Below are 20,483 nucleotides of genomic sequence, written 5' to 3' on the forward strand. Positions count from 1 at the left end.
ATGGGCTTAGCACATAAAGCCAGTTTTATCCTCATTGCATGCTCGATGCTTATCACGGGCTGTACATTAACGCAAAAGAAGCCCGTAGCAGAGGTGAAGACAGAAAATAATCAGGTCGCATCGCAAGGAAAACCTAATCCAAAACCGCGCCCGAAAAGCGAGCCAAACTACCCGCCAGCAAGTACTGTGATTGCTTGGCATGCAGCACAGTGTGGTGGTTATAAAGCTAGTACGTCAAAGCTAAATTTTGTCGGTGAGAATGAATTGAAAAGCCTTTTTAAATCAATATGTTTGTTAAGTGCTACAGAACCTGAAAAAGCACTTGCTCAACTTGAAAAAAGCGATCACGCCTATTACTGGCCTGACGATATAAAGCAGTATCTTTGGTTGCAAAAGCAACATTTACAGCAAAGCTTAGCAGCAAAACAAGCAAAGCAAGCGCTAAGTGATGAAATGGAAAAAACCTTATCGTCGCTTGCGACTATCGAACAACAACTTCTGCTACGTGAAGAAACCAAGGAGCAGTAATCATGAGTGAAGAAACAAAACCACGGGTTTTATTAGTTGATGATGATGCCAGCTTATTAAAATTACTGGCTATTCGGATTGAATCTAAAGGCTATCAGGTAAGCACAGTCGAAAGTGGTATTGAGGCGTTACAAGCGTTAAAAAATCAAACCTATGATGCGGTGATCACCGACTTAAGAATGGATGAAATGGACGGCATGGCTTTGCACCGTCAGCTACAAAGTCGTTATCCTTCAATGCCAGTGATTATGATGACAGCACATGGTTCGATACCTGATGCAGTTGAGGCAACTAAACAAGGTATATTTGCTTTTATTACCAAGCCTGTAGATAAAGATGAGCTGTTCGACAGCCTTGCTAAAGCTATCGAAATTCATGGTGTACACGGCGATGAAACACCGACACAAACCAATATTGTCACCCGTAGCGGGGCGATGTTGCATTTACTTGAACAAGTTAAATTGCTTGGTCCAACGCAAGTGAATGTGTTGATCTCTGGTGCCAGCGGCACAGGTAAAGAGTTGCTTGCACAAGCAATACATCAACACAGCCATGTTAGTGACGGGCCATTTGTGGCAATTAACTGCGGTGCTGTGCCGGGGGAGCTTTTAGAGTCTGAATTATTTGGGCATAAAAAAGGCGCGTTTACAGGTGCAGTCAAAGACCATCAAGGTTTGTTTCAACAAGCACAAGGTGGTACCCTTTTTCTAGACGAAATTGGTGATATGCCGCTAAATTTACAAGTAAAACTGCTGAGGGTTTTACAAGAGAAAACCATTCGCCCTGTGGGCTTTCAAGAAGAGATCCCAATTGATGTGCGAGTGGTGTCGGCGACCCATAAGAACCTCCCAGAGGCAATCAATAATCAGCAGTTCCGTGAAGATTTATATTACCGATTAAACGTGGTGAACTTAAAACTGCCTCCGCTTTGTGAACGCCGAGAAGATATTAGTTTGCTAGCACAGCATTTTGCAGGTCTTATTGCTAAACGTATGGGGCAAGAGCAAAAGCAGTTTGCTAACGATGCGATGCATGCACTGGTTCGCTATGACTGGCCGGGTAATATTCGTCAATTACAGAATGTGATAGAGCAGGTAGCAGCCCTTACACCGGGTAAAGTGATTGCAGCTCAGTTGGTAGAGAGTGCATTAAACAGTAATATTAGTATTGCTGAACCGCTTTCGTTAAATGATGCAAAAAAAGAATTTGAGCGAGATTATTTAATTAATACGCTGAAGATGTCAGCAGGTAATGTTGCCGAAGCCGCAAAACTTGCGAAACGTAATCGCTCAGATTTTTATAAATTAATTAAAAAGCACAACATTAATGTTGAAAGCTTAATATAAGGAAAAACATGGCGCTTTTTTTAGTCTATCTGGGCGGTCGTATTCAAGGTTGCCACATTGAAATGCACGACGTTCGATTTGTCGTAGGCGATAACATTGAACAAACCTATTCAAAACTTAAAGCACAATGGGTGGGTGATAAAAGCAATGTGCACATGGATAGTTACATGCAAATTCAGCACATCGATGGCTATCAGGTCGAAGTGGTTGATACCCAGCATCACCAAGCTGAAAAACTGTATTTTGTAAATTTAGGTGCTTACCGAGCAGATAGTCTTGCTGAACAACATGATTTTGCATTGTACGTTGCGCGTAGCAGTGAAGAAGCTAAACAACGCGCTAAAGAGTCTTTATTGGCTGGAATGACTCATCTTCATAAAGATGATTTACATGATGTAGACGATTGTTTTGCGATTGATTTGTTAGATAGCAACTTATCAATCAAATTAACGCCAAGCGGGCAAGCACAAGCAATGAAGCCCGATTGGTTTGGCTATCACGTGCTATAAGCTATTCTTGGTTATCGTTTTTACTGGCAACTTTAAAGGCGATGATCACCAATCCAAATAAGGCAAATGGCAGTGCAGCGAGTAAATACTCAACGGTATGGCTGTCTTGGTAGTTGGGCTGGAGTAGGAAGTGACCTGCAACACAAAGTAAAATAGCCACGAACAAAACGGGCAGTAAAATCAGTTCTTTTTTAGGTGAGTGTTTTTTCATTACAAGGCGTGATATTCCAAAGGTGCGCCATTGTAATGAGCTACCCTTAGCTAGGTCAAATAAGTTGCTTTGTAGTTTGCTTTATATTGCGCTGTATCAACTTTTTTAGTGTCAGCTTTAACAGGCTGCTTTTTTGGAGCTGCTGGTTTATCGGTTGTTTCATTATAGCTAAATAGCCCCATAATGAATTCAATCTCTTCACGTTGTAATCCAGATCGCATGATGCCCTCCAAAAAATAATTTGCCGTTTGTATTACAAATATTACGTCCTGTAATCTGAATTATCGGTGAATATCGCGCCACTAAACTGTAATCATATGTAACGCAAATGTGCTTATTTAATAGGCAGTTCCACAGTAAACACAACACCTGTGCCATCATCTAAATTTTCTGCTAATACTTTACCGTGATGGTAATCGCAAATAAGCCTTACAATATAAAGACCTAAACCCAAGTGGGGCTGCTGCTGATGTTGCTGACTTCTCACTGAGACCATTGAGTCGAAAATATGTTCAACTAATCCATCAGGTAATAGAGGACCTTGGTTGCTAATTGTTAGTACTGCGTGTTGATCTTGCTTGGTTAAACTCACGGAAATTGTGCTTTGTGGGGTTTTAAACTCAAGAGCATTGTTGATGAGCTTATCGAGCAATTGGGCAATAAACTCCGGTGCACCGCTGACATTTAACGGCTCTTTATCAAGCGACAAAGTAAATAGACTTTCACCATAGGTTATTTGATAGCCCTGCATGCAGCCGGTGATCACCTTGGTCAGGTCAAACTCTTCAGCCTCGGCACTTTGAATACTTTGTTCAAGGCGCGTTGCTTCACTCATGGTGGTAATTATTTTGCCTAACCGCTCAACCCCTTCACTGGCACGGTCGAGGTATTTTTGACTCACTTCAGATTGCGGCTGCATTTGTAGGTTTTCAAGCGATGACCGCACAACAGCCACAGGCGTACGTAGTTCATGGGAGAGTCGTGATGACATATTTTCTAAGTAATCAGTATAACCACTTAAGCGACTAACAATGTTAGCAAAACTGCGAGAAAGGTCGCCAATTTCGTCATTCGAATCGGCATAAGTAATTTTGCCGGTGATGCGCCCTTGAGCATCAATAGCTTGCTCGGCATTGTCACGTAAGCGGCGAATACGGCTAGAAATTCTTGAAGCAAAAAAGAACAGTGTCACAGTGCCAACAAGCATCACCGCTAAAATGACATTAAAGAGCTTCTCTAACGATTTATTACGCAGAGTGCGCACGCCGTTGGTGGTTTCTTCTGCGATTACTGCACCAATGACTTTATCTTGGATCCAAATAGGGTAGGCCGCCGATAAAATAACGGCTTTGTTATCTGGGGTTAAGCGCCATGATGATGCGGGTTTACCATTTAAAGCACTGGCTATGTGAGTACCTTGCATCGCTGCGACATCATGTAAGGTATCAATAAACTCATTTTCTGGGCGAGTTAAAATTTTATAGTAAAGTGGGTGTAAGTAATCTTGCTCAAAGCGTTGCCACCAGGTTCTTGCTGGCTCCTCTTTTAGGCCGTCTGCCCACACGCCATCGGCATGATGAATTGAGCCTGATTGCGCAAGTACACGATGATGGTTATCGACGACCCAAATTCGACTACCACTGTGGCCCATGCCTTTCAAAATACGGTTAATTTCTGGCGAAGGCACCAAAACAGAGCCGATATCATTGGGATTTTGCAGGTTTGAAGTCGACATAAGCTGAGGCTCAACCTTGTCTTCATCCCAGTCTTCAATAGCAAAACCGAGCTTATTACCTAACATCGAAAGCGGAAAACGCAGCTCTATGTTGTAACCCGTGTCGGTGCTTTTAAAGTAGCCTTGGATTTTCGTGACCGGCTCTTGTGTTGTGGCATCAAAGGCATTAACCCAACCATCTTGACGGGCAGCCACCACATAACTTTTAAATTCACCTTCAGGTGTTTTTAACATTATCTGTAAGTGATCATTGCGGGTAAAGCTAAGCACATTTTTAGCACGATACACCAGTGAGCTGTCAGTGACTTTAAATGCCGCATAAAGGTAGTTTTCGTATTTGCCCACCATGTGATCAAAACTTAGATCGCTTGGTTGATGATCTTTGCTTAACCCCTGTAAATAGCGTTTGTCATAATGCCAAAATAAGCTTTGATAAGGTTGCCATTCCGACAATTTGCCATCAAGTTGAATCGGGTTATTAAGGTTATAGGCGTATAAATCTCGGCCTTTTACAACTTGATCTAAAAAGTTGGTTTGCGAGTCAAACAAAGCAGGGCGCTCATGTAATGCCGTTGCAAGTGCGCGGGTGGTGCCCACTAAGGTTTTTTCTTGTCCTTGCCTTAAGAACTTTTCCATTTCCCAAACATATTCATAGCCAAGCCAAGGCAATAAAAATAAAAAGCAGGATAAGAAAATAAACTTTGTTCTAAGCCCCAAACGCAGCATTAAGCTTGCTCCCAGCGGTAACCCATACCGTAAACGGTATCAATGCAGTCAAATGCATCATCTAAAGCAATAAACTTTTTACGAATACGTTTTACGTGTGAGGTAATAGTGCTGTCATCAACATAAATCTTCGCATCACTCATTAATTCGTTGCGGCTTTTAACATGGCCTGGACGCTGCGCAAGTGAATGCACCATCCAAAACTCTGTTACGGTTAAATCAACCAGTTGCTCTTGCCAAAACACCTGCATGCGCTGGGTATCTAAATTTAATGGGCCGCGATGCAAAAGAGCGGTTTGATCGGCGGGTTGATCGAAGGCATCAAGGCGTCTAAACAAGGCACCAATGCGAGCAGCAAGATGCGCCATACTGATGTCTTTGGTTAAGTAATCGTCAGCACCCATGCGCAGGCCACATACGGTATCAATTTCGCTATCACGGGCGGTTAAAAATATAATCGGTAAGGTTTTAGAAAGACTGCGTAATGTTTGGCAAAGTAAAAAACCACCATCCACTTCATGGCCAAGGCCAATATCAACAATGGCTAAATCTGGTAAAGATTGACTAAATGCCAGTTCAGCACTGGCTCTGTCAGCAAAGCCTACAACCTGATAACCCTGAGCGCTGAGCATTTCTGTGTAGTTTTCGCGGATTGCTGTTTCATCTTCAACGATTGCTATTTTCTTCATTGTTAATACTTACTTAAATTCTTTCTATAGCGAACTATACCTAATTTTTTGCCTTGCGTACTGGCAAAAACGCGATTGCCATTTTTCTGCCACAATTGCTCAGCAGTTTGCCTTTTTTGATCCCCTTTATTGCCATTTCGACTTGTTTTAATAGCTCCATACCAAGTTCGCAACACCAACCAATGTTGCCAAGCAATTAAGTAGAAAAAGGATTAAACCATGAAAAAATTAATTATTGCCGCTGTCATCACATCTGCTGTATCTGTAGCCCCTTTTGCAGACGCTGCGAGTAAAACAAAACAAGAAACACCAAAAGAAACAGCCATTGGCTTAGGTGCTGGCGCAGTTGTCGGTGGTTTGTTAGGAGGCCCAGTGGGCGCATTTGTTGGCGCGTTTGCAGGCGGTTTAATTGGCGAAAAAGAAGCGGCAGACAACACTATTGATGAACAAGCCCACGCATTAGTTGTAATGAAAGAGCAAACCGCAGATTACCAACAAGTGATTGCCGATAACGCAGCCCTAAGTGAGCAGCTTGAATTATTAGCTGACGAAAAAGAGCAGTTGCTACAAGCCCAATTGAACACCTTACTGGCTATGACGGTACAATTTAAAACCGGCTCTAGCGAAATAGCCCCGCATTTTGCTAATCAACTCGACAAAGTCGCGCAGTTACTGATTGCCCAGCCAAATCTGGCTATCGACTTAAATGGCTTTGCAGATCAACGTGGTGATGAATTGGCTAATTTAATGCTTTCAAAACAGCGTGTAAATGCTGTGCAAAGCTACTTAATTAAACAAGGCGTACCTCATACCCGCTTAACCGCAACCGCCTTTGGTGAGCAGCAAAGTGTTGCCGATTCAAATAACTACGAAGAAAACGTGTTTGATCGCCGCGTAACTTTAACGACACGCCCTGTGTCACAAAGCAGCTTACGCACAGCGCAAAGTAACCACTAATTCATCTGTCGATGGAGTGACATATTATGTTGAGTAACCGTACCAAAAGACTCCTTTATGGGAGTCTTTTTATCCTCTTTTTAGGTTATGCAGTTAACCCTGCATTTGCAGCCAATGCCAGTGCTGAACTGCGTTTTTATGATGACTCAAACAGCCAAGTGTCGTCGGGTTTATTAGTTAAAAACGATGTCACTATGACGCTCACTGGGCTTATCAATCATGTGGTTGTTAAACAACGTTATCAAAACCCGCACCCGTTTGCGGTAAATGCCCGTTATGTGTTTCCGTTACCTGATGAAAGTGCAGTTCATGCCATGCAAATGCAAATTGGTGAGCGCATTATCACCGGTAACATTGCCCTTAAACAGCAGGCTGAGCAGCAATTTGAGCAAGCTCAAAAACAGGGTAAACGGGCTGCTTTAGTTCGTCAGCAGCGCGCGAACATTTTCTCGACTGATGTGGCAAACCTTGGAGTTGGGGAAGAGATTGAAATTACCTTGCAATACCAAGAGATAATCGGTTTTCGAGATGGTGTGTTTTCACTGCGCTTTCCAACCACTATTACGCCGCGCTACGAACCTTTAACGGCAGAACTACAGCAAAAAGCGAATCTAGAAACAAAAGACACAGAACAACAGAGCGAAGCAACAGCTAATACAGCGCAAGTGGCATCAGCGTGGCTAAAGCCTGTTTTTCATCGTGCACAAAGCCAAGAGTCTGATGCGAGCCTAAACCTTGCAATTGCGATGGATATTGGCCTTGAACTCAGTGATATCAGCGCTAATTTAGTGGGTCTGCAAATTGATAATCCAAGTTTTGGTCGGTACCAGTTATCACTTAATCGTGATGTTCCAATGGATAGAGACTTTGAGCTTACATTTAAACCCCTTGATAAAGCCCACTCACAGGCTGCATTTTTTACCGAAACAGTAGCAGGGCAAGAATATGGTTTACTAATGTTAGTACCGCCAAGCGATCACTTTACCTCGCAAGCTCGTCTGCCTCGCGAAATGGTATTTGTTGTTGATACCTCCGGCTCAATGCATGGCCAATCAATGGAGCAGGCCAAACAAGCCTTGTTTTATGCTTTATCGTTATTAGATGAAAATGACAGTTTTAACATCATAGGCTTTGATAACGAAGTGTCGGTATTAAGTGATACGCCAATGATTGCCAATGACTTTAACATTCGCCGTGCAGAGCGCTTCATTTATGGCTTACAAGCCGATGGCGGCACCGAAATCGCAAAAGCACTGACTCAGGTACTAGATGGTAAACAGCATGATGGCTTTGTACGCCAAGTGGTGTTTTTAACCGATGGCAGTGTGGGTAACGAAACGCAGCTATTTAAACAAATTCAAACAGATTTAGGTGACAGCAGGCTCTTTACCGTCGGTATTGGTAGCGCGCCTAATAGCTTTTTTATGACCAGAGCTGCAGATATTGGCCGTGGTACATTCACTTTTATTAGTAGTACCAACCAAGTACAGCCCAAAATGCAGCAGCTCTTTGATAAGCTGGCGCATCCTGCGGTTACAGAGCTTGCTCTTGAAGGCGACAAAGCAGCCCTTGAATATTGGCCATCGCCATTACCTGACTTGTATTTTTCAGAGCCGGTTTTGGTTGCCGTAAAGCTTGATGGCAGTCAGCACTTAACGTTAAAAGGGCAAACAAACACAGGGCCACTCACCATTAATTTAGCAACCGCCAATGCTGCAAACGGCGAAGGTATCGCTAGACTCTGGGCCAGACAAAAAATTAAGTCGCTGCTGCTTTATAACGAAAAACAGGCGGTACGCGCAGAAGTCGAAGCATTAGCACTTCAGCATCATTTACTTAGCCCTTTTACAGCCTTTATTGCAGTTGATAACTACGCGGGTAATGAGGTTGCAGAGCGTTCAATGCAAGTGCGAAACAAACTTCCTAACGGCATGACGCTACCGCAAACCGACGGACAAAGCCGAGTGTTTATGCTACTTGGGTTGCTGCTGCTTACATTCTCATGGTTATGGCAATGGCGGCGCTAAAAAAAGCGCTGCCAGTTTGCAGCGCCTTACTTGGCATCGCATTGTTTGTTAATGGCGGATATATGCAGGCGAAAGCGTGGCTGGCACAGGCTCTGATTGAGTCTGCTTGGCAGCAAGCTTTGCAAAGTCCTAATGAGCAAGTAAGGCCTTGGTTTTACGCCGATGGTTATGTCACTGCACATATAAATTGGCCAAGTCAGCAGCAAGAATTGACTGTACTTGCTGGTGCATCGGGGCGAAACCTCGCGTTTGCCCCCGGGCATTTTTTACCAAGTGGTGAACTTGGCAGCACAAAAGGGGTGTTAATTGCGGGTCATAACGACACCCACTTTGCATTTTTAAAACATGTTGCAGTGGGTGAGCAGTTCTCTATGCAGTTGCAAAATGGCCAGATTGAACACTATCAAGTTCGTAGCATTGATGTTATTCATCAAAGCGAACAGGGCTTTTTAGCACAATCAGGCCTTTATTTATTAACCTGTTACCCTTTTGACTCGTTAGCTTCTGGAACTGAGTTTAGGCTATTAGTATCGGCTGATAAATTATCGTCGTCTACGTCAACTTTCAGCTCTTGATGACGTTGACTAACAATAACACCGGCGAATACCACTGCGATACTCACCCATTGCCAAAGTGTGAGTACTTCGCCAAGTAGAATGGCTGACAAAATTAACGCAAAAATTGGAATGAGGTTTGAGTAAGCAGCAGCGGTTAATACCGACACTTTACTGATGGCGTAGTTGTACATGCCATAGCCGCCTAAAGTGACACATGAGCCTAAATATAAAATACTCAATAGGGCACTTAAATCGTGCTGATTTTCGCTGGGTAGTTCGATGAAAAATAAAAAAGGCGCAAAGAACAAACTACCACTAAACCCTTGAATTGCTATTAAGGTCAGCGGTGAGTAACGAGCGACTAAGTGTTTTACGCTCACGGTATAAAACGCCGCGCACACCATCGCCATCAATTCTAAAAAGTTACCGAGCAGTGGGTTAGGGGCTTGCTCTGTGCTTGGTGATAATAGCGTTAATAAAATACTGCCACCAATACACAAGGTAAAACCAACGACGATGGCTTTACTGATGTACTCTTTTAATATTAAGAACGCCAAAATAGCGACGATAATTGGTAAACAAGAGACAATTACCCCAGCTTGCGATGCAGAAGTATATTCAAGAGCATGCCCTTCAAATAAATAATAAAAACAAGGCTCAGCCAGTGACATACCAATTAAATACTTCCAGTCACCTTGTTTGAACTCAAAGCGGATCACATAGCGCCATAAACATAAGCTAATCAATAATGTGGTTAGCATTCTTAAAAAAATGACTAATACGGGATCATAAACATTGATTGCATGCTTTAAAGCAATGTATGAGCTACCCCATAAAAAGGTCGCAATAATTAAGCATAAACTGGCTGGCATAGGTGTCGCTATTGAGTAAAAAAACGAGAGCGCGATCCTAGCATGAATTTTTTTAACTTGTTCAAAAACTGTTAGCTGTTATATATATACAAACTACCTCAAGATGCAGAATATAAGAATCAAATGCAAAGGCCACACGTCGTTGTTGTAAAGCTGGGCACAAGCGTGCTGACAGGCGGTACCGACAAATTAGATAAAGCACACATGGTTGAACTTGTTCGCCAATGTTGTGAATTAAAAAAACAGGGTTATCAGGTTGTTTTAGTATCAAGTGGCGCGGTTGCCGCAGGTCGCGAGCAACTTATTACTCCCTGTGGTCGTTCTTTGATTGAAAAACAAATGCTTGCCGCTATCGGCCAAGGGCAGCTTATTCATATTTGGCAGAGCTTGTTTGCTTTGTATGGAGTGAATGTTGGGCAAATGCTCTTGACCCGCGCCGATGTAGAAGACCGTGAACGTTACTTAAATGCCCGCGATACCTTAAATGCGCTACTCGCTCATAATGTGGTACCAATTATTAACGAGAACGACGCCGTGGCCACCGCCGAAATTAAAGTCGGCGATAACGATAACTTATCTGCTTTAGTCGCAATTTTAGCGAATGCAGAAAAGCTGTTACTGCTAACTGACCAAGAAGGTTTATTTACCGGTGATCCGCGCTCTGATGTGAATGCCACACTCATCAATGAAGTGACGCATATTAATGATGAACTCAGAGAGCTCGCTGGTGGCAGTGGCACAACCCTAGGTACCGGAGGTATGGCAACCAAACTGCAAGCGGCCGATATTGCACGTCGCGCCGGTGTTGAAGTCATTATTGCCAAAGGCGCTGGCAAAAATGTGATTTTAAATTGTATGGCCGATAAGCTCCCAGGTACACGATTTTTAAAACTCACCGCACCAAAAGATGGCCGTAAAAAGTGGCTTCTTGCTGGGCCTAAAAGTAGCGGACAATTGGTGATTGATGATGGCGCAAGCGCCGCGCTTAAAGAACGTGGCGCAAGCCTTTTGGCTAAAGGCGTAAAAACAGTGCGAGGGCAATTTGAACGTGGTGATGTGATTGAAGTAGTGACGAGTCAAGGGCAATGTATAGCAAAAGGCCTTGTTAATTTTAATCATCAAGAAATTGATCAAATTAAAGGTTGCCATTCATCGCAAATCACCCAGTTGCTTGCGTTTGCGCCGAGCAGTGAAGTTATTCACAGAGATGATATGATTTTGTTATAGTTTTTTAGTATTTCTGATAAAGTTAACTAAACTAAAGTTATATATAGTTTTGGGGACTTTATAGATGGCGTCTAACGCTTGCGGACATGACTGGGTTGTAGAAATTACGCAACAAGAAGAAGAGGCTGGACTTGACGAGGCGCTTATAAAATCTGTGAGCGAATTGGAAGAGTTTTCGCGCTATGCAATCTATATTAACAAAGTCTTCAAACCCGGTTTCCCAGCCCGTCTACTAAATAAAGACTCGTTGATAGAAGAGCTTACTGAGTCTGAAGTTAATGAACTTATTGATAAGGTTAGCCGTAACAAAATTCGTATAAGTCGAAACTATGGCTTTATTTCGACTCACATACCTGTTTATTACATGGGTAATGTGGTTGGCGTGCTTGTTGTTGAGTCAGAAAAAGAGCTGTCAGAGAGATGTGGTATGTTGGCAATTTATATGCTCAACATTTATGCCAACCAACTAGCGCTGCTTTATAAATCACAATTGGATCCCCTCACTGAGTTACTCAACAGGCAAACTTTTGATAAAAAAGTCATCGATATCGCATCAACTACTGTAAAAGGACAAAGCGAATTAGATCCCCATCATCGCCAATGGTATCTTGCTATTGTTGACATTGACCACTTTAAAAAAGTGAATGACAACTATGGTCATGTTATCGGTGACGAAGTGATTTTATTAGTCGCTCAACTGTTAAAAAATAACTTTCGTATTGAAGATTACGTGTTTCGTTACGGTGGTGAAGAGTTTGCAGTGCTATTTCAAGCAAGCGACGAGTTAGATGCACGTAATGCACTCAATCGTTTTCGCGGATGTGTTGCCGAATACCCGTTCCCGCAAGTGGGTAACTTAACCGTGAGTAGCGGTTTTATGCCGATTTATGAGTTTGAAATGGTTGCCAGTCTTGTGCAAAAAGCCGATCAAGCCTTGTATCACTCAAAAAACAAAGGCAGAAATTGTGTTACAGCCTATTCTGAATTAGATATCCCAGATTCTCAATGCAGTGATGACTCAATAGAGCTGTTTTAGCCTGTTGCAGCGTCTCTTGCTGTGTTAAAATTGGCCACTATTTTTAGAACCCTATGAGAAGGTGAGATGAAGTTTGTTCGTTGGTTGTTAGGCCGCATCATTTTGTTTTTTGATTTTGTATTCACGCCACGTAGTAAAAAGCGTCCGGCTGCTGAGCAAGCGGCGCTTGATTCAGTGACATCACAATTTAAGTTATATCAATTTAAGGCCTGCCCATTTTGTGTGAAAGTTCGTCGTGCAATTAAGCGTCAAGGTCTTTCAGTTGAAACTCGTGATGCCAAAAGTAACGAGCAATTTCGCCAAGAGCTTTTAGAGCAGGGCGGAAAAATCAAAGTGCCTTGTCTACGTATTGAAGAAAACGGCCAAGTAACTTGGCTGTATGAATCAAACGATATCATTGCTTATTTAGATAAAGTCGCTGCATAAAGCGGCTTTACACTTCGATTATAGCCCGTGCTGTGCTAGCATTTGGGCAAATTTTTTAATTGTCTTTTGAGAGATATAACCATGACAATTCGCACCCGTGTTGCTCCGTCACCGACAGGTGATCCGCACCTAGGTACAGCATACATCGCATTATTTAACTACTGTTTTGCTAAGCAGCAAGGCGGTGAGTTTGTGTTACGTATTGAAGATACAGACCAAGTTCGTAGTACGCCAGAATCAGAGCAAGCTATTATGGATAGCTTGAAATGGTTAGGCTTAAACTGGGATCACGGTCCCGATGTTGGCGGTGAGTTTGGTCCATACCGTCAGTCTGAGCGTAGCGATTTATATAAGAAATTCGCGCATCAGTTAGTTGAACAGGGTAAAGCTTTTTACTGTTTTGCTACGAGCGAAGAACTAGACCAAATGCGTGAAGAGCAAATGGCCGAAGGCCTACGCCCTAAATACGATGGTCGTGGTTTAAATCTTTCTGAAGATGAAATTAAAGCAAACCTTGAAGCGGGTAAACCTTACGTAATTCGTATGAAGATCCCAAGTGAAGGCACGTTTAAGTTTAACGACTACCTACGTGGCGACATTGAGATCCCATGGGAAAATGTAGACATGCAAGTGCTACTTAAGGCCGACGGTTTCCCAACTTACTTCCTTGCCAACGTTGTTGATGATCACCACATGCAAATTAGCCACATTTTCCGTGGTGAAGAGTGGATCAACTCAGCGCCTAAGCTATTAAAATTATATGAAGACTTTGGTTGGGAAGCGCCAGTACTTGGTCACTTACCGCTTCTTCGTAATCCAGATAAGTCAAAATTATCGAAGCGTAAAAACCCAACTTCAATCAACTACTATAAAGAAATGGGTTACCTACCAGAGGCACTATTAAACTATTTAGGCCGTATGGGTTGGTCAATGCCAGATGAGCGTGAAAAGTTCACTTTAGATGAGATGATTGAGCACTTCGATATGAAACGTGTGTCGCTTGGCGGCCCTATTTTCGACATCGATAAGCTTAGCTGGTTAAACGGTATGTGGATCCGTGAAAACTTATCTGATGCAGAACTAATGCAACGTTTTGTTGATTGGAAATTTAATACTGAGCTATTCGCCAAAGTATTGCCAGAAGCAAAAACGCGTATTAATACGCTTTCTGACATGGTTGACCTTGCCGGTCACTTCGTGGGTGGTATTCCAAGCTATGATCCCGCGCTATTAACAGCGGGTAAAGCTGATGAAGATGTAATCCGTCAAGCATTACAGTTCTTCATCTGGCAATTAGAAGGTTTACGCAGTTGGGAAAAACCAGCGATTTTTGCAATCGCAAAAGAAGTTGCGACTTTCCATGAGTTGAAGATTAAAGACTTCCTTGAGCCAATTTTCGTGGCTATCACAGGTAAGACATCTTCAACATCAGTACTTGATGCAATGGAAATTTTAGGTTCAGACCTTTCACGAGCTCGTTTACGTGTAGCATTAGCACATATTGGTGTGTCTAAAAAGCAAGCGAAAAACATCGAACGTGCCTATCGCGATTATCCGCAAGCTTAATCGTAATATAACTTTCAAAAACCGAGCTTTATGCTCGGTTTTTTTATGTTTGATTGACAGGTTAGATGGTTTTTAAGCAAGCTGAGTTAAATGTAATGCCTTTTACAAAACAGGTTTGGAAGTTAGCTCTCACATTTGGCTACTGAAATAACCAAAAACAATAACTAAAAACTGAAAACCAATGTAGCAAAATGTACATACTATTTTATATTTCATTCAATATGTTAGATTTAATTGATAGGGGATCATAAGCTATTTTTAACAGTGTAGACTGGAAAATAATTATACAAAAATGTAGGCAAACGATATGATCGCACCTGTAAGCGTTAAGAGTAGGCTATTGTTAGTATTATATAGTTGCCATAACTGTTTTTAATTATGGTATCGAGGTGAATCAAGTTAATGAATAAATTGTTTGGCTTAGTATGTTGTTTAACTGCATCAACTGCGTTTGCGCAGGCTGATGATAAACAGCCGCAATTAATTAAAAAGTCGACAATTCATGCCAGCATTACGCTGGGCTATGGGGGAATCGAAAACCCTGTTCTTGATGCTGATGATATTACTTCACCAATTTTACCTAGCTTTGCTTACTATGGTGATAATTGGTATTTCGACGATTTTTCTATAGGTTACAGCTTAATCGAAACAGAGAGTTTTTACGTTGATTTACTTGGTCGATTTAACGATGATGGCTTTTTCTTTGAATTAGATGGCATAGATAAGCTCTATGCTGTGGGTGTGATAAGATCAAACAGTGGCCGACCTACCATTCCTACCGCTTCACCTATAAATTTAACGCCAATTAAACGTGATCTATCATACATGGCGGGCTTATCATCTGCATTGAATGTATACGATAACATCTGGCTTAGCGCAGCATATGTGCATGATGTAACCGCTGTGCATAATGGCTACGAAATTTTGTTTAATGGTTATCAGGCATTTGAGCTGCTTTCAGGAGTCGCGGGTGTTGAAATGGGCCTTACTTATAAAAATGAAGAGCTCATTGATTACTACTACACAGTTGCACCTACAGAAAGTAAAACCCGTGTATTTGATTATGACTTACAAAGTGCCATCAATTATTACGTAAAAATTAGCTACGAATACCCAATTAACGATAGTCTAAGTTTAGATTTCAAATTAAAGCACACTTGGCTTGATAGTAACTTAGCTAATTCAACAATGATCCATAAAAATGGCTATTTTTCAGGTTTTACTGGGATTACTTACCACTTTTAGGCCAGCGAATAGTGATCCTCGCCCCGCCAGTTTCTGAGCTATTAGCTAAGCTAATTTTACCGCCATGCCAGCTAGCGATACGATGGACTATATAAAGTCCTAATCCATAACCACTGGCCAGCTTATCACCTTCACCTTGTTTAAAAGGCTCTATTAAGGCATCGGCATTTATTGGTAAGCCGGGGCCATCATCTGTAATGCTTATAGAGTAATGGGCTGCTTGTTCTTCACTACTTATTTGAATAGTGTTTTTTGCGTATTTTGTGGCGTTGATCAGTAAATTTTGCACTGCAATAGCCATAAAGCTCGCTTCACAATATGCAGTATCTATTTTTAACTTTGCAATAAATTGGAGCTCTTTATACAAATCGAACTTAGCAATTTCACAATTGATTAGCTTAGTTAAATCAACTTTATCTTGATTAAATACACTTTGTTGATGCTCTAAGCGAGCAAACGATAAATACTGCTCCAAACGCAGTTCAATCTCATCGATATCGCGTTCTATTTGGCTACTTTGCTCTGGTTCTACGTCAGCAATGGATAAAGCAAACCGCATACGTGTAAGGGGAGTGCGAATTTCATGCGAAATAATACGTGATAAATCATTATGAAGCTGAACGAATTTGTTAATGCGTTCAGACATGTGAGTAAAGGTACTAGCAAGCGGTGCAATCGACGAGTTAGGCTTAATATCAAGCTCGATCCGCTGCGGTTTTTTACTGAATTGGTACGCTGCGCGCTGTAACGAGCTTAAATCACGAAACACGGGGCGAATAAACACTAGGATCATAGCGCCGAGTAATAGGTAAAAAGCAAAGAACGCAAACCAGTCTGTTTTGGTCTGCGAAATCAAAGTGATCGGGCCTACTTTTTGAATAGTTCCATTGCTGCCTTTGAGATACACAAACTGTTGATTATTTTCGACCACACTAATAATGCCATCGTTTTCGAAAGTAGTTTGTAAAGAACTTGGTAACACTAACTCATTTTGGTTTAAGGTGCTGATCCGTGAATCTTTATGTTCGGCGATTTGTGTAAGCTCATGGACGCTGAGTTGTATACTCGGCTCATGCTCAGAAAAAAATTCATTATACAGCTGCCCAAACGCGAGAACTAAAGCGATTAGACTCACTGTGATGACTAAATATAATTTAAAAAACTGCTGCTTCATTAATGCGAGATATCCAAGCTGTAACCTTTACCTCTTACTGATTTTATATCAAGCGACTCTTTATGCTCGCTAATCGTTTCTTTTAGTTTCTTTCTTAAGCGGCTGATTTTAAGGTCAATAGCACGGTCTAACCCGTCGTATTCACGACCAATGACATGTTTAAATAAAACTTCACGGGAAACAGGTTGCGGACTGTTTTTAGCCAAATAAGCAATGATCTCGAATTCACTATCGTTTAGGTTGAGTGCTTTACCTTTAAAAAAGATATCTCTTTTCTTTGAGTCAATCCGAAGTAGGTCATACTCATTTGAAAAGCTATCTTGGCCGATGGTATGAGCTATGATTGTTTTTATTTTTGCCAGCAATAGCTCAGGTTTAATAGGCTTGACAAGATAGTCGTAGGCTCCGAGATCTAAGCCTTTAATTTGTGATTGCACAGAATCCAGTGCCGTTAGAAAAATGACAGGGCAACTGTACTTTTCTTTCAACTGAGAAATTAACTCAAAGCCATTGCCATCCGGTAGCATAACATCACATATGATGAGTGAAGGCATGAAGGTGATGTCGCTGTTGCGATAGGCCTCAGCAGTATTAAACACATCTATGGTGTAGCCATGTTTTAGTAAAAACTTTTGAATTAAACTTGCTAGTTTCACATCATCTTCAATTAAAAAAATATGCTGCATTATAAACTCCAGCCAAAACGCCGTTTTATGCGGTAATCTTTAGCTTCGTAATTTGCTATTGAAAGTAGTTGTTTTTTTACAATCTGATTGCTCAATGGGTTTACTAATTTAATAGTCAGTGGGTGCTTTGTTTTAATATTAAGCTGTTCAACAATTAGGCCATTTTGTGTGTAGCACTGGGTGTACTGAGGGCGTTGAGTTACTTCTAAACATAACTCATCAAAAGGGGCTATGCGAAAATGAACTTGTATTTTGAATTCACATGCTTTTTGTTTTGCTTCAGTGACACAAACGGTGGGAGATACTTTAAAAAAAGGCTGATTAGAAAACTCTTCACTCAAACACAGCGACGAAAAAAAGAAACACAAAAGCAGCAATGCCAAATATAATCGTTTGATCATTTACGCACATCTCTGATTTTTAATAGTCTTTTTTTCAAAGTAACATTAACCGTCGAACGTTGATGTAACCAACTAGCACTCATTTGAGTACTTATCTTTGCCGCTTATTATAATTATTATTTATACAACCTAAATGGTGATTACACGATAAAAAACACAATTATCATACCTTATTTATTCTTTGAGCTACAAATAGCGGGATCAACCTCTTTAGATGTATTCAGCTTGTCAGATTGAGTCATTTATTTTGATTCATTAGTGTGTTGTTTTATCAAGAGAAGTGAATGTTTATCTAGTTTAAGTTAATAGTTTTTCACTACAGGCTTGTGAGGGGAAGTCTTTATTATTCGCATGGATTTGTTAATCACTTGCTACAAATTGATACAATGTTGCAGTGCTAAAATTTGCTTTATTGTTTTCAGTAACTTTGCTTAATTTTAACAGATTCGACCTCTCTTTATTTTTTTTCTGGTAGTATAGGCAGGTTATAAGTAGTTTAAGCAGTGAACAAATATGTTAAGTCCTTATTATCAGCAACATGCTGATTATGTTTCAATCTCACGTGAGCAAGGCTGTCGTTTCGCCAAGTTAGTGGCTGATGATTTCAATCCATTACACGATAAAGACGCTAAAAAGTTTTGTGTACCGGGCGATTTACTTTTTTCGCTGGTTTTAAACCGTTATGGCATAAGTGAAAAAATGGAATTCACATTTGCTGGTATGGTTGATGAAAATTCAAAGCTCACTTTCCCTGAAGGTGCTGATGAGTTTGCCATTACTGATGGCGAAAAAGTCATGCTAAAAGTGAAACGAGAAGGGGCTGTTAGCCAGTGCCCTGAGTTAACAAATAGCTTAATTAAAAATTATGTTGAGTTTTCTGGCACCACTTTCCCGCATGTGATCATTCCACTAATGGGTAAGCAAGACGTGATGATTAACCCCGCGCGCCCAATGGTGATTTACGAGTCAATGCTAATCAACCTTGACCGCCTAGATATCAGCTCACCTGAACTGCAGTTTGCTGAGCCTGATTTTGAATTTACAGGTAAGCGCGGCAAAATTACGCTTCGCTTCAACTTGTTAGAAAATGGCGAGAAAGTAGGTTCAGGTGAAAAGCACATGCTTGTTTCTGGCATTCGTGACTATTGCCAAGCAACCGTTGATGATTTAATTAGTTTTTACAATCAGCGCAAAGAATCATTAAAACCAGTGTGATTTTTTCGGTTGATAGAAAAGGCGCTAATTGCGCCTTTTTTGTTTATTGTGTTAAGCGTACAATAGCGCTTTTATAGTAAACGTACCTCATATCATGTCAGCAGCGACCTTTTCAGAGTTAAATCTTGCACCAGCGCTTTTAGAAGCATTGCAAGCCGAAAATTATCACACCCCAACGGCTATTCAAGCGCAAACTATTCCTCTTATTTTGGCTAGTGCTGATGTAATGGGCAGCGCACAAACGGGTACTGGTAAAACAGCAGCATTTGTTTTGCCTTTATTAGATAAGCTATTGTCCTTAGAAGCGCTACCAAGTGCCGTCAAAGTGCTTATTCTTACGCCAACCCGCGAACTTGCCCAGCAAGTTTTTGCAAGCGTAGAGCGCTACGCTGCGCACACTGATATCAAAGCCGCGCTTGCTTATGGCGGAGCTAGTATTGGTCCGCAAATTAAAGCCATTAAAGGGGCGCAGGTTGTAGTTGCAACGCCGGGACGCTTACTTGATCACCTGATCAAAGGCAGTATTAAACTCTCAAGTATTAGCACCTTGGTATTTGATGAAGCTGATCGCATGCTTGATATGGGTTTTATTGATGAGATTAAACGCATCTTGCGTCATGTGCCAAAAGAGCGCCAAACCTTACTTTTTTCAGCCACATTTGATGACAGTGTTTTTAAACTCAGTAAGCAGTTATTGAATGATCCTAAATTAGTTGAAGTGAATAAGCGTAACTCAGCCGCTGTTGAAATTGAGCAGCTAGTTTATGCCGTTGATGAAGATCGTAAGCGAGAGTTAGTTTCTCATATGATTGGCATGAAAAATTGGCAGCAAGTACTGATCTTCACTCGCACTAAACAAACTGCTGATTTGCTCGCTAAAGAAATGTGTAAAGATGGCTTAAAAACAGAGTCTATCCATGGCGATAAAAGCCAAGGAGCGCGTGATAAAGCACTACAAAACTTTAAATCAGGTGCAACAAGGGTGCTGGTAGCCACGGATGTTGCGGCGCGTGGTCTTGACATTGCTTCACTAAAGTATGTGATTAACTATGAGTTGCCTTATGTAGCTGAGGATTACGTACATCGCATTGGTCGCACAGGGCGTGCAGGGCGTGCAGGCGAAAAAGGCGTTGCGATGTCATTAGTTAGCATAGATGAGCAGTGGTTACTGGACGAGATAGATATATTGCTCGACACAAGGCTCACGCCGCAGTGGTTACCAGGTTATGAGCCGGACTTAACAAAAGAGCCAAAACAGGTTCGTAAAAATACGAATAAAGCACGACGTTCCCGCGATAAAAAACGCATTTTAGGGCAAAAAAGTAGGAGACGTTCCTAAATTTGGCATAT

21 protein-coding genes are annotated in these 20,483 nt (G+C 41.5%); 13 read left to right on the forward strand and 8 right to left on the reverse strand.

Annotation, left to right across the window (positions count from 1 at the left end; all coding sequences use genetic code 11):
• The 3 genes from L1264_RS01585 to L1264_RS01595 are packed head-to-tail and all read left to right on the forward strand — an operon-like array spanning position 1 to position 2,383.
• Positions 1-528, forward strand: a complete 528-nt coding sequence (locus L1264_RS01585) for a hypothetical protein (protein ID WP_199526289.1) — start codon at positions 1-3, stop codon at positions 526-528.
• A gap of 2 nt (positions 529-530) precedes the next feature.
• Positions 531-1,874: a sigma 54-interacting transcriptional regulator gene (locus L1264_RS01590; protein ID WP_199526288.1), complete on the forward strand. Its 1,344-nt coding sequence runs from the start codon at positions 531-533 to the stop codon at positions 1,872-1,874.
• 8 nt (positions 1,875-1,882) lie between these two features.
• Entirely contained in the window at positions 1,883-2,383 is a 501-nt protein-coding gene (locus L1264_RS01595; protein ID WP_199526287.1) for a DUF1543 domain-containing protein, read from the forward strand.
• A 1-nt stretch (position 2,384) separates the two neighbouring features.
• On the opposite strand, the gene L1264_RS01600 is transcribed toward L1264_RS01595, so the two are convergent.
• The 4 genes from L1264_RS01600 to pdsR form a co-directional block, all read right to left on the reverse strand.
• A complete protein-coding gene (locus L1264_RS01600; protein ID WP_054551195.1) occupies positions 2,385-2,594 on the reverse strand; it encodes a hypothetical protein in 210 nt (69 codons plus the stop codon).
• Positions 2,595-2,644: 50 nt separating this feature from the next.
• Positions 2,645-2,815: a hypothetical protein gene (locus L1264_RS01605; RefSeq protein WP_158685596.1), complete on the reverse strand. Its 171-nt coding sequence runs from the start codon at positions 2,813-2,815 to the stop codon at positions 2,645-2,647.
• Positions 2,816-2,928: 113 nt separating this feature from the next.
• The gene (gene pdsS, locus L1264_RS01610) at positions 2,929-5,055 is read right to left on the reverse strand and encodes a proteobacterial dedicated sortase system histidine kinase (protein ID WP_199526286.1); all 2,127 of its coding nucleotides are present in this window, start codon (positions 5,053-5,055) and stop codon (positions 2,929-2,931) included.
• Positions 5,055-5,744: a proteobacterial dedicated sortase system response regulator gene (gene pdsR, locus L1264_RS01615; RefSeq protein ID WP_199526285.1), complete on the reverse strand. Its 690-nt coding sequence runs from the start codon at positions 5,742-5,744 to the stop codon at positions 5,055-5,057. The genes pdsS and pdsR overlap by 1 nt, the downstream gene beginning before the upstream one ends.
• Before the next feature lie 219 nt (positions 5,745-5,963).
• Between pdsR and pdsO the strand changes: the two genes are divergently transcribed.
• Genes pdsO through L1264_RS01630 form a run of 3 tightly spaced genes read left to right on the forward strand, consistent with a single transcriptional unit; the run spans position 5,964 to position 9,303 of the window.
• On the forward strand, positions 5,964-6,701 hold the full coding sequence (gene pdsO, locus L1264_RS01620) for a sortase-associated OmpA-like protein PdsO (RefSeq protein ID WP_199526284.1): 738 nt from the start codon (positions 5,964-5,966) through the stop codon (positions 6,699-6,701).
• Positions 6,702-6,727: 26 nt separating this feature from the next.
• A complete protein-coding gene (locus L1264_RS01625) occupies positions 6,728-8,728 on the forward strand; it encodes a marine proteobacterial sortase target protein (protein ID WP_199526283.1) in 2,001 nt (666 codons plus the stop codon).
• Complete coding sequence (locus tag L1264_RS01630) at positions 8,716-9,303, forward strand: class GN sortase (protein WP_199526282.1); 588 nt, start codon at positions 8,716-8,718, stop codon at positions 9,301-9,303. Before L1264_RS01625 ends, L1264_RS01630 begins: the two co-directional genes overlap by 13 nt.
• Here the strand turns inward: L1264_RS01630 and L1264_RS01635 are convergent.
• A complete protein-coding gene (locus tag L1264_RS01635) occupies positions 9,210-10,157 on the reverse strand; it encodes a DMT family transporter (protein ID WP_199526281.1) in 948 nt (315 codons plus the stop codon). The two genes, L1264_RS01630 and L1264_RS01635, sit on opposite strands and share 94 nt — an antisense overlap.
• 123 nt (positions 10,158-10,280) lie before the next feature.
• On the opposite strand from L1264_RS01635, the gene proB reads away from it, so the two are divergent.
• From proB to L1264_RS01660, 5 genes are all read left to right on the forward strand, one after another.
• The gene (proB, locus tag L1264_RS01640) at positions 10,281-11,384 is read left to right on the forward strand and encodes a glutamate 5-kinase (protein ID WP_135925964.1); all 1,104 of its coding nucleotides are present in this window, start codon (positions 10,281-10,283) and stop codon (positions 11,382-11,384) included.
• Positions 11,385-11,448: 64 nt separating this feature from the next.
• Positions 11,449-12,420 carry a GGDEF domain-containing protein gene (locus L1264_RS01645; protein ID WP_235403589.1) on the forward strand — a complete coding sequence of 324 codons (972 nt, stop codon included), beginning with the start codon at positions 11,449-11,451 and terminating at the stop codon, positions 12,418-12,420.
• 66 nt (positions 12,421-12,486) lie between these two features.
• Positions 12,487-12,846, forward strand: coding sequence for a glutathione S-transferase N-terminal domain-containing protein (locus tag L1264_RS01650; protein ID WP_135925962.1), 360 nt, complete (start codon positions 12,487-12,489; stop codon positions 12,844-12,846).
• Positions 12,847-12,927: 81 nt separating this feature from the next.
• Positions 12,928-14,412, forward strand: a complete 1,485-nt coding sequence (gene gltX, locus L1264_RS01655; protein ID WP_135925961.1) for a glutamate--tRNA ligase — start codon at positions 12,928-12,930, stop codon at positions 14,410-14,412.
• A gap of 402 nt (positions 14,413-14,814) precedes the next feature.
• Complete coding sequence (locus L1264_RS01660) at positions 14,815-15,657, forward strand: MipA/OmpV family protein (protein ID WP_199526280.1); 843 nt, start codon at positions 14,815-14,817, stop codon at positions 15,655-15,657.
• Here the strand turns inward: L1264_RS01660 and L1264_RS01665 are convergent.
• Genes L1264_RS01665 through L1264_RS01675 form a run of 3 tightly spaced genes read right to left on the reverse strand, consistent with a single transcriptional unit; the run spans position 15,641 to position 17,918 of the window.
• Positions 15,641-16,831, reverse strand: a complete 1,191-nt coding sequence (locus L1264_RS01665; protein WP_235403590.1) for an ATP-binding protein — start codon at positions 16,829-16,831, stop codon at positions 15,641-15,643. The genes L1264_RS01660 and L1264_RS01665 overlap by 17 nt on opposite strands.
• On the reverse strand, positions 16,831-17,517 hold the full coding sequence (locus L1264_RS01670) for a response regulator transcription factor (RefSeq protein ID WP_135925958.1): 687 nt from the start codon (positions 17,515-17,517) through the stop codon (positions 16,831-16,833). Before L1264_RS01670 ends, L1264_RS01665 begins: the two co-directional genes overlap by 1 nt.
• Positions 17,517-17,918 carry a DUF3019 domain-containing protein gene (locus L1264_RS01675; protein WP_135925957.1) on the reverse strand — a complete coding sequence of 134 codons (402 nt, stop codon included), beginning with the start codon at positions 17,916-17,918 and terminating at the stop codon, positions 17,517-17,519. Before L1264_RS01675 ends, L1264_RS01670 begins: the two co-directional genes overlap by 1 nt.
• Before the next feature lie 513 nt (positions 17,919-18,431).
• Here L1264_RS01675 and L1264_RS01680 point away from each other — a divergent pair.
• Complete coding sequence (locus L1264_RS01680; protein WP_135925956.1) at positions 18,432-19,133, forward strand: DUF3581 domain-containing protein; 702 nt, start codon at positions 18,432-18,434, stop codon at positions 19,131-19,133.
• Positions 19,134-19,227: 94 nt separating this feature from the next.
• Entirely contained in the window at positions 19,228-20,472 is a 1,245-nt protein-coding gene (locus tag L1264_RS01685; protein WP_235403591.1) for a DEAD/DEAH box helicase, read from the forward strand.
• Positions 20,473-20,483: the final 11 nt, after the last annotated feature.

The organism is Pseudoalteromonas sp. APAL1 (genome assembly GCF_021532475.1).
GTDB lineage: Bacteria > Pseudomonadota > Gammaproteobacteria > Enterobacterales > Alteromonadaceae > Pseudoalteromonas > Pseudoalteromonas lipolytica_C.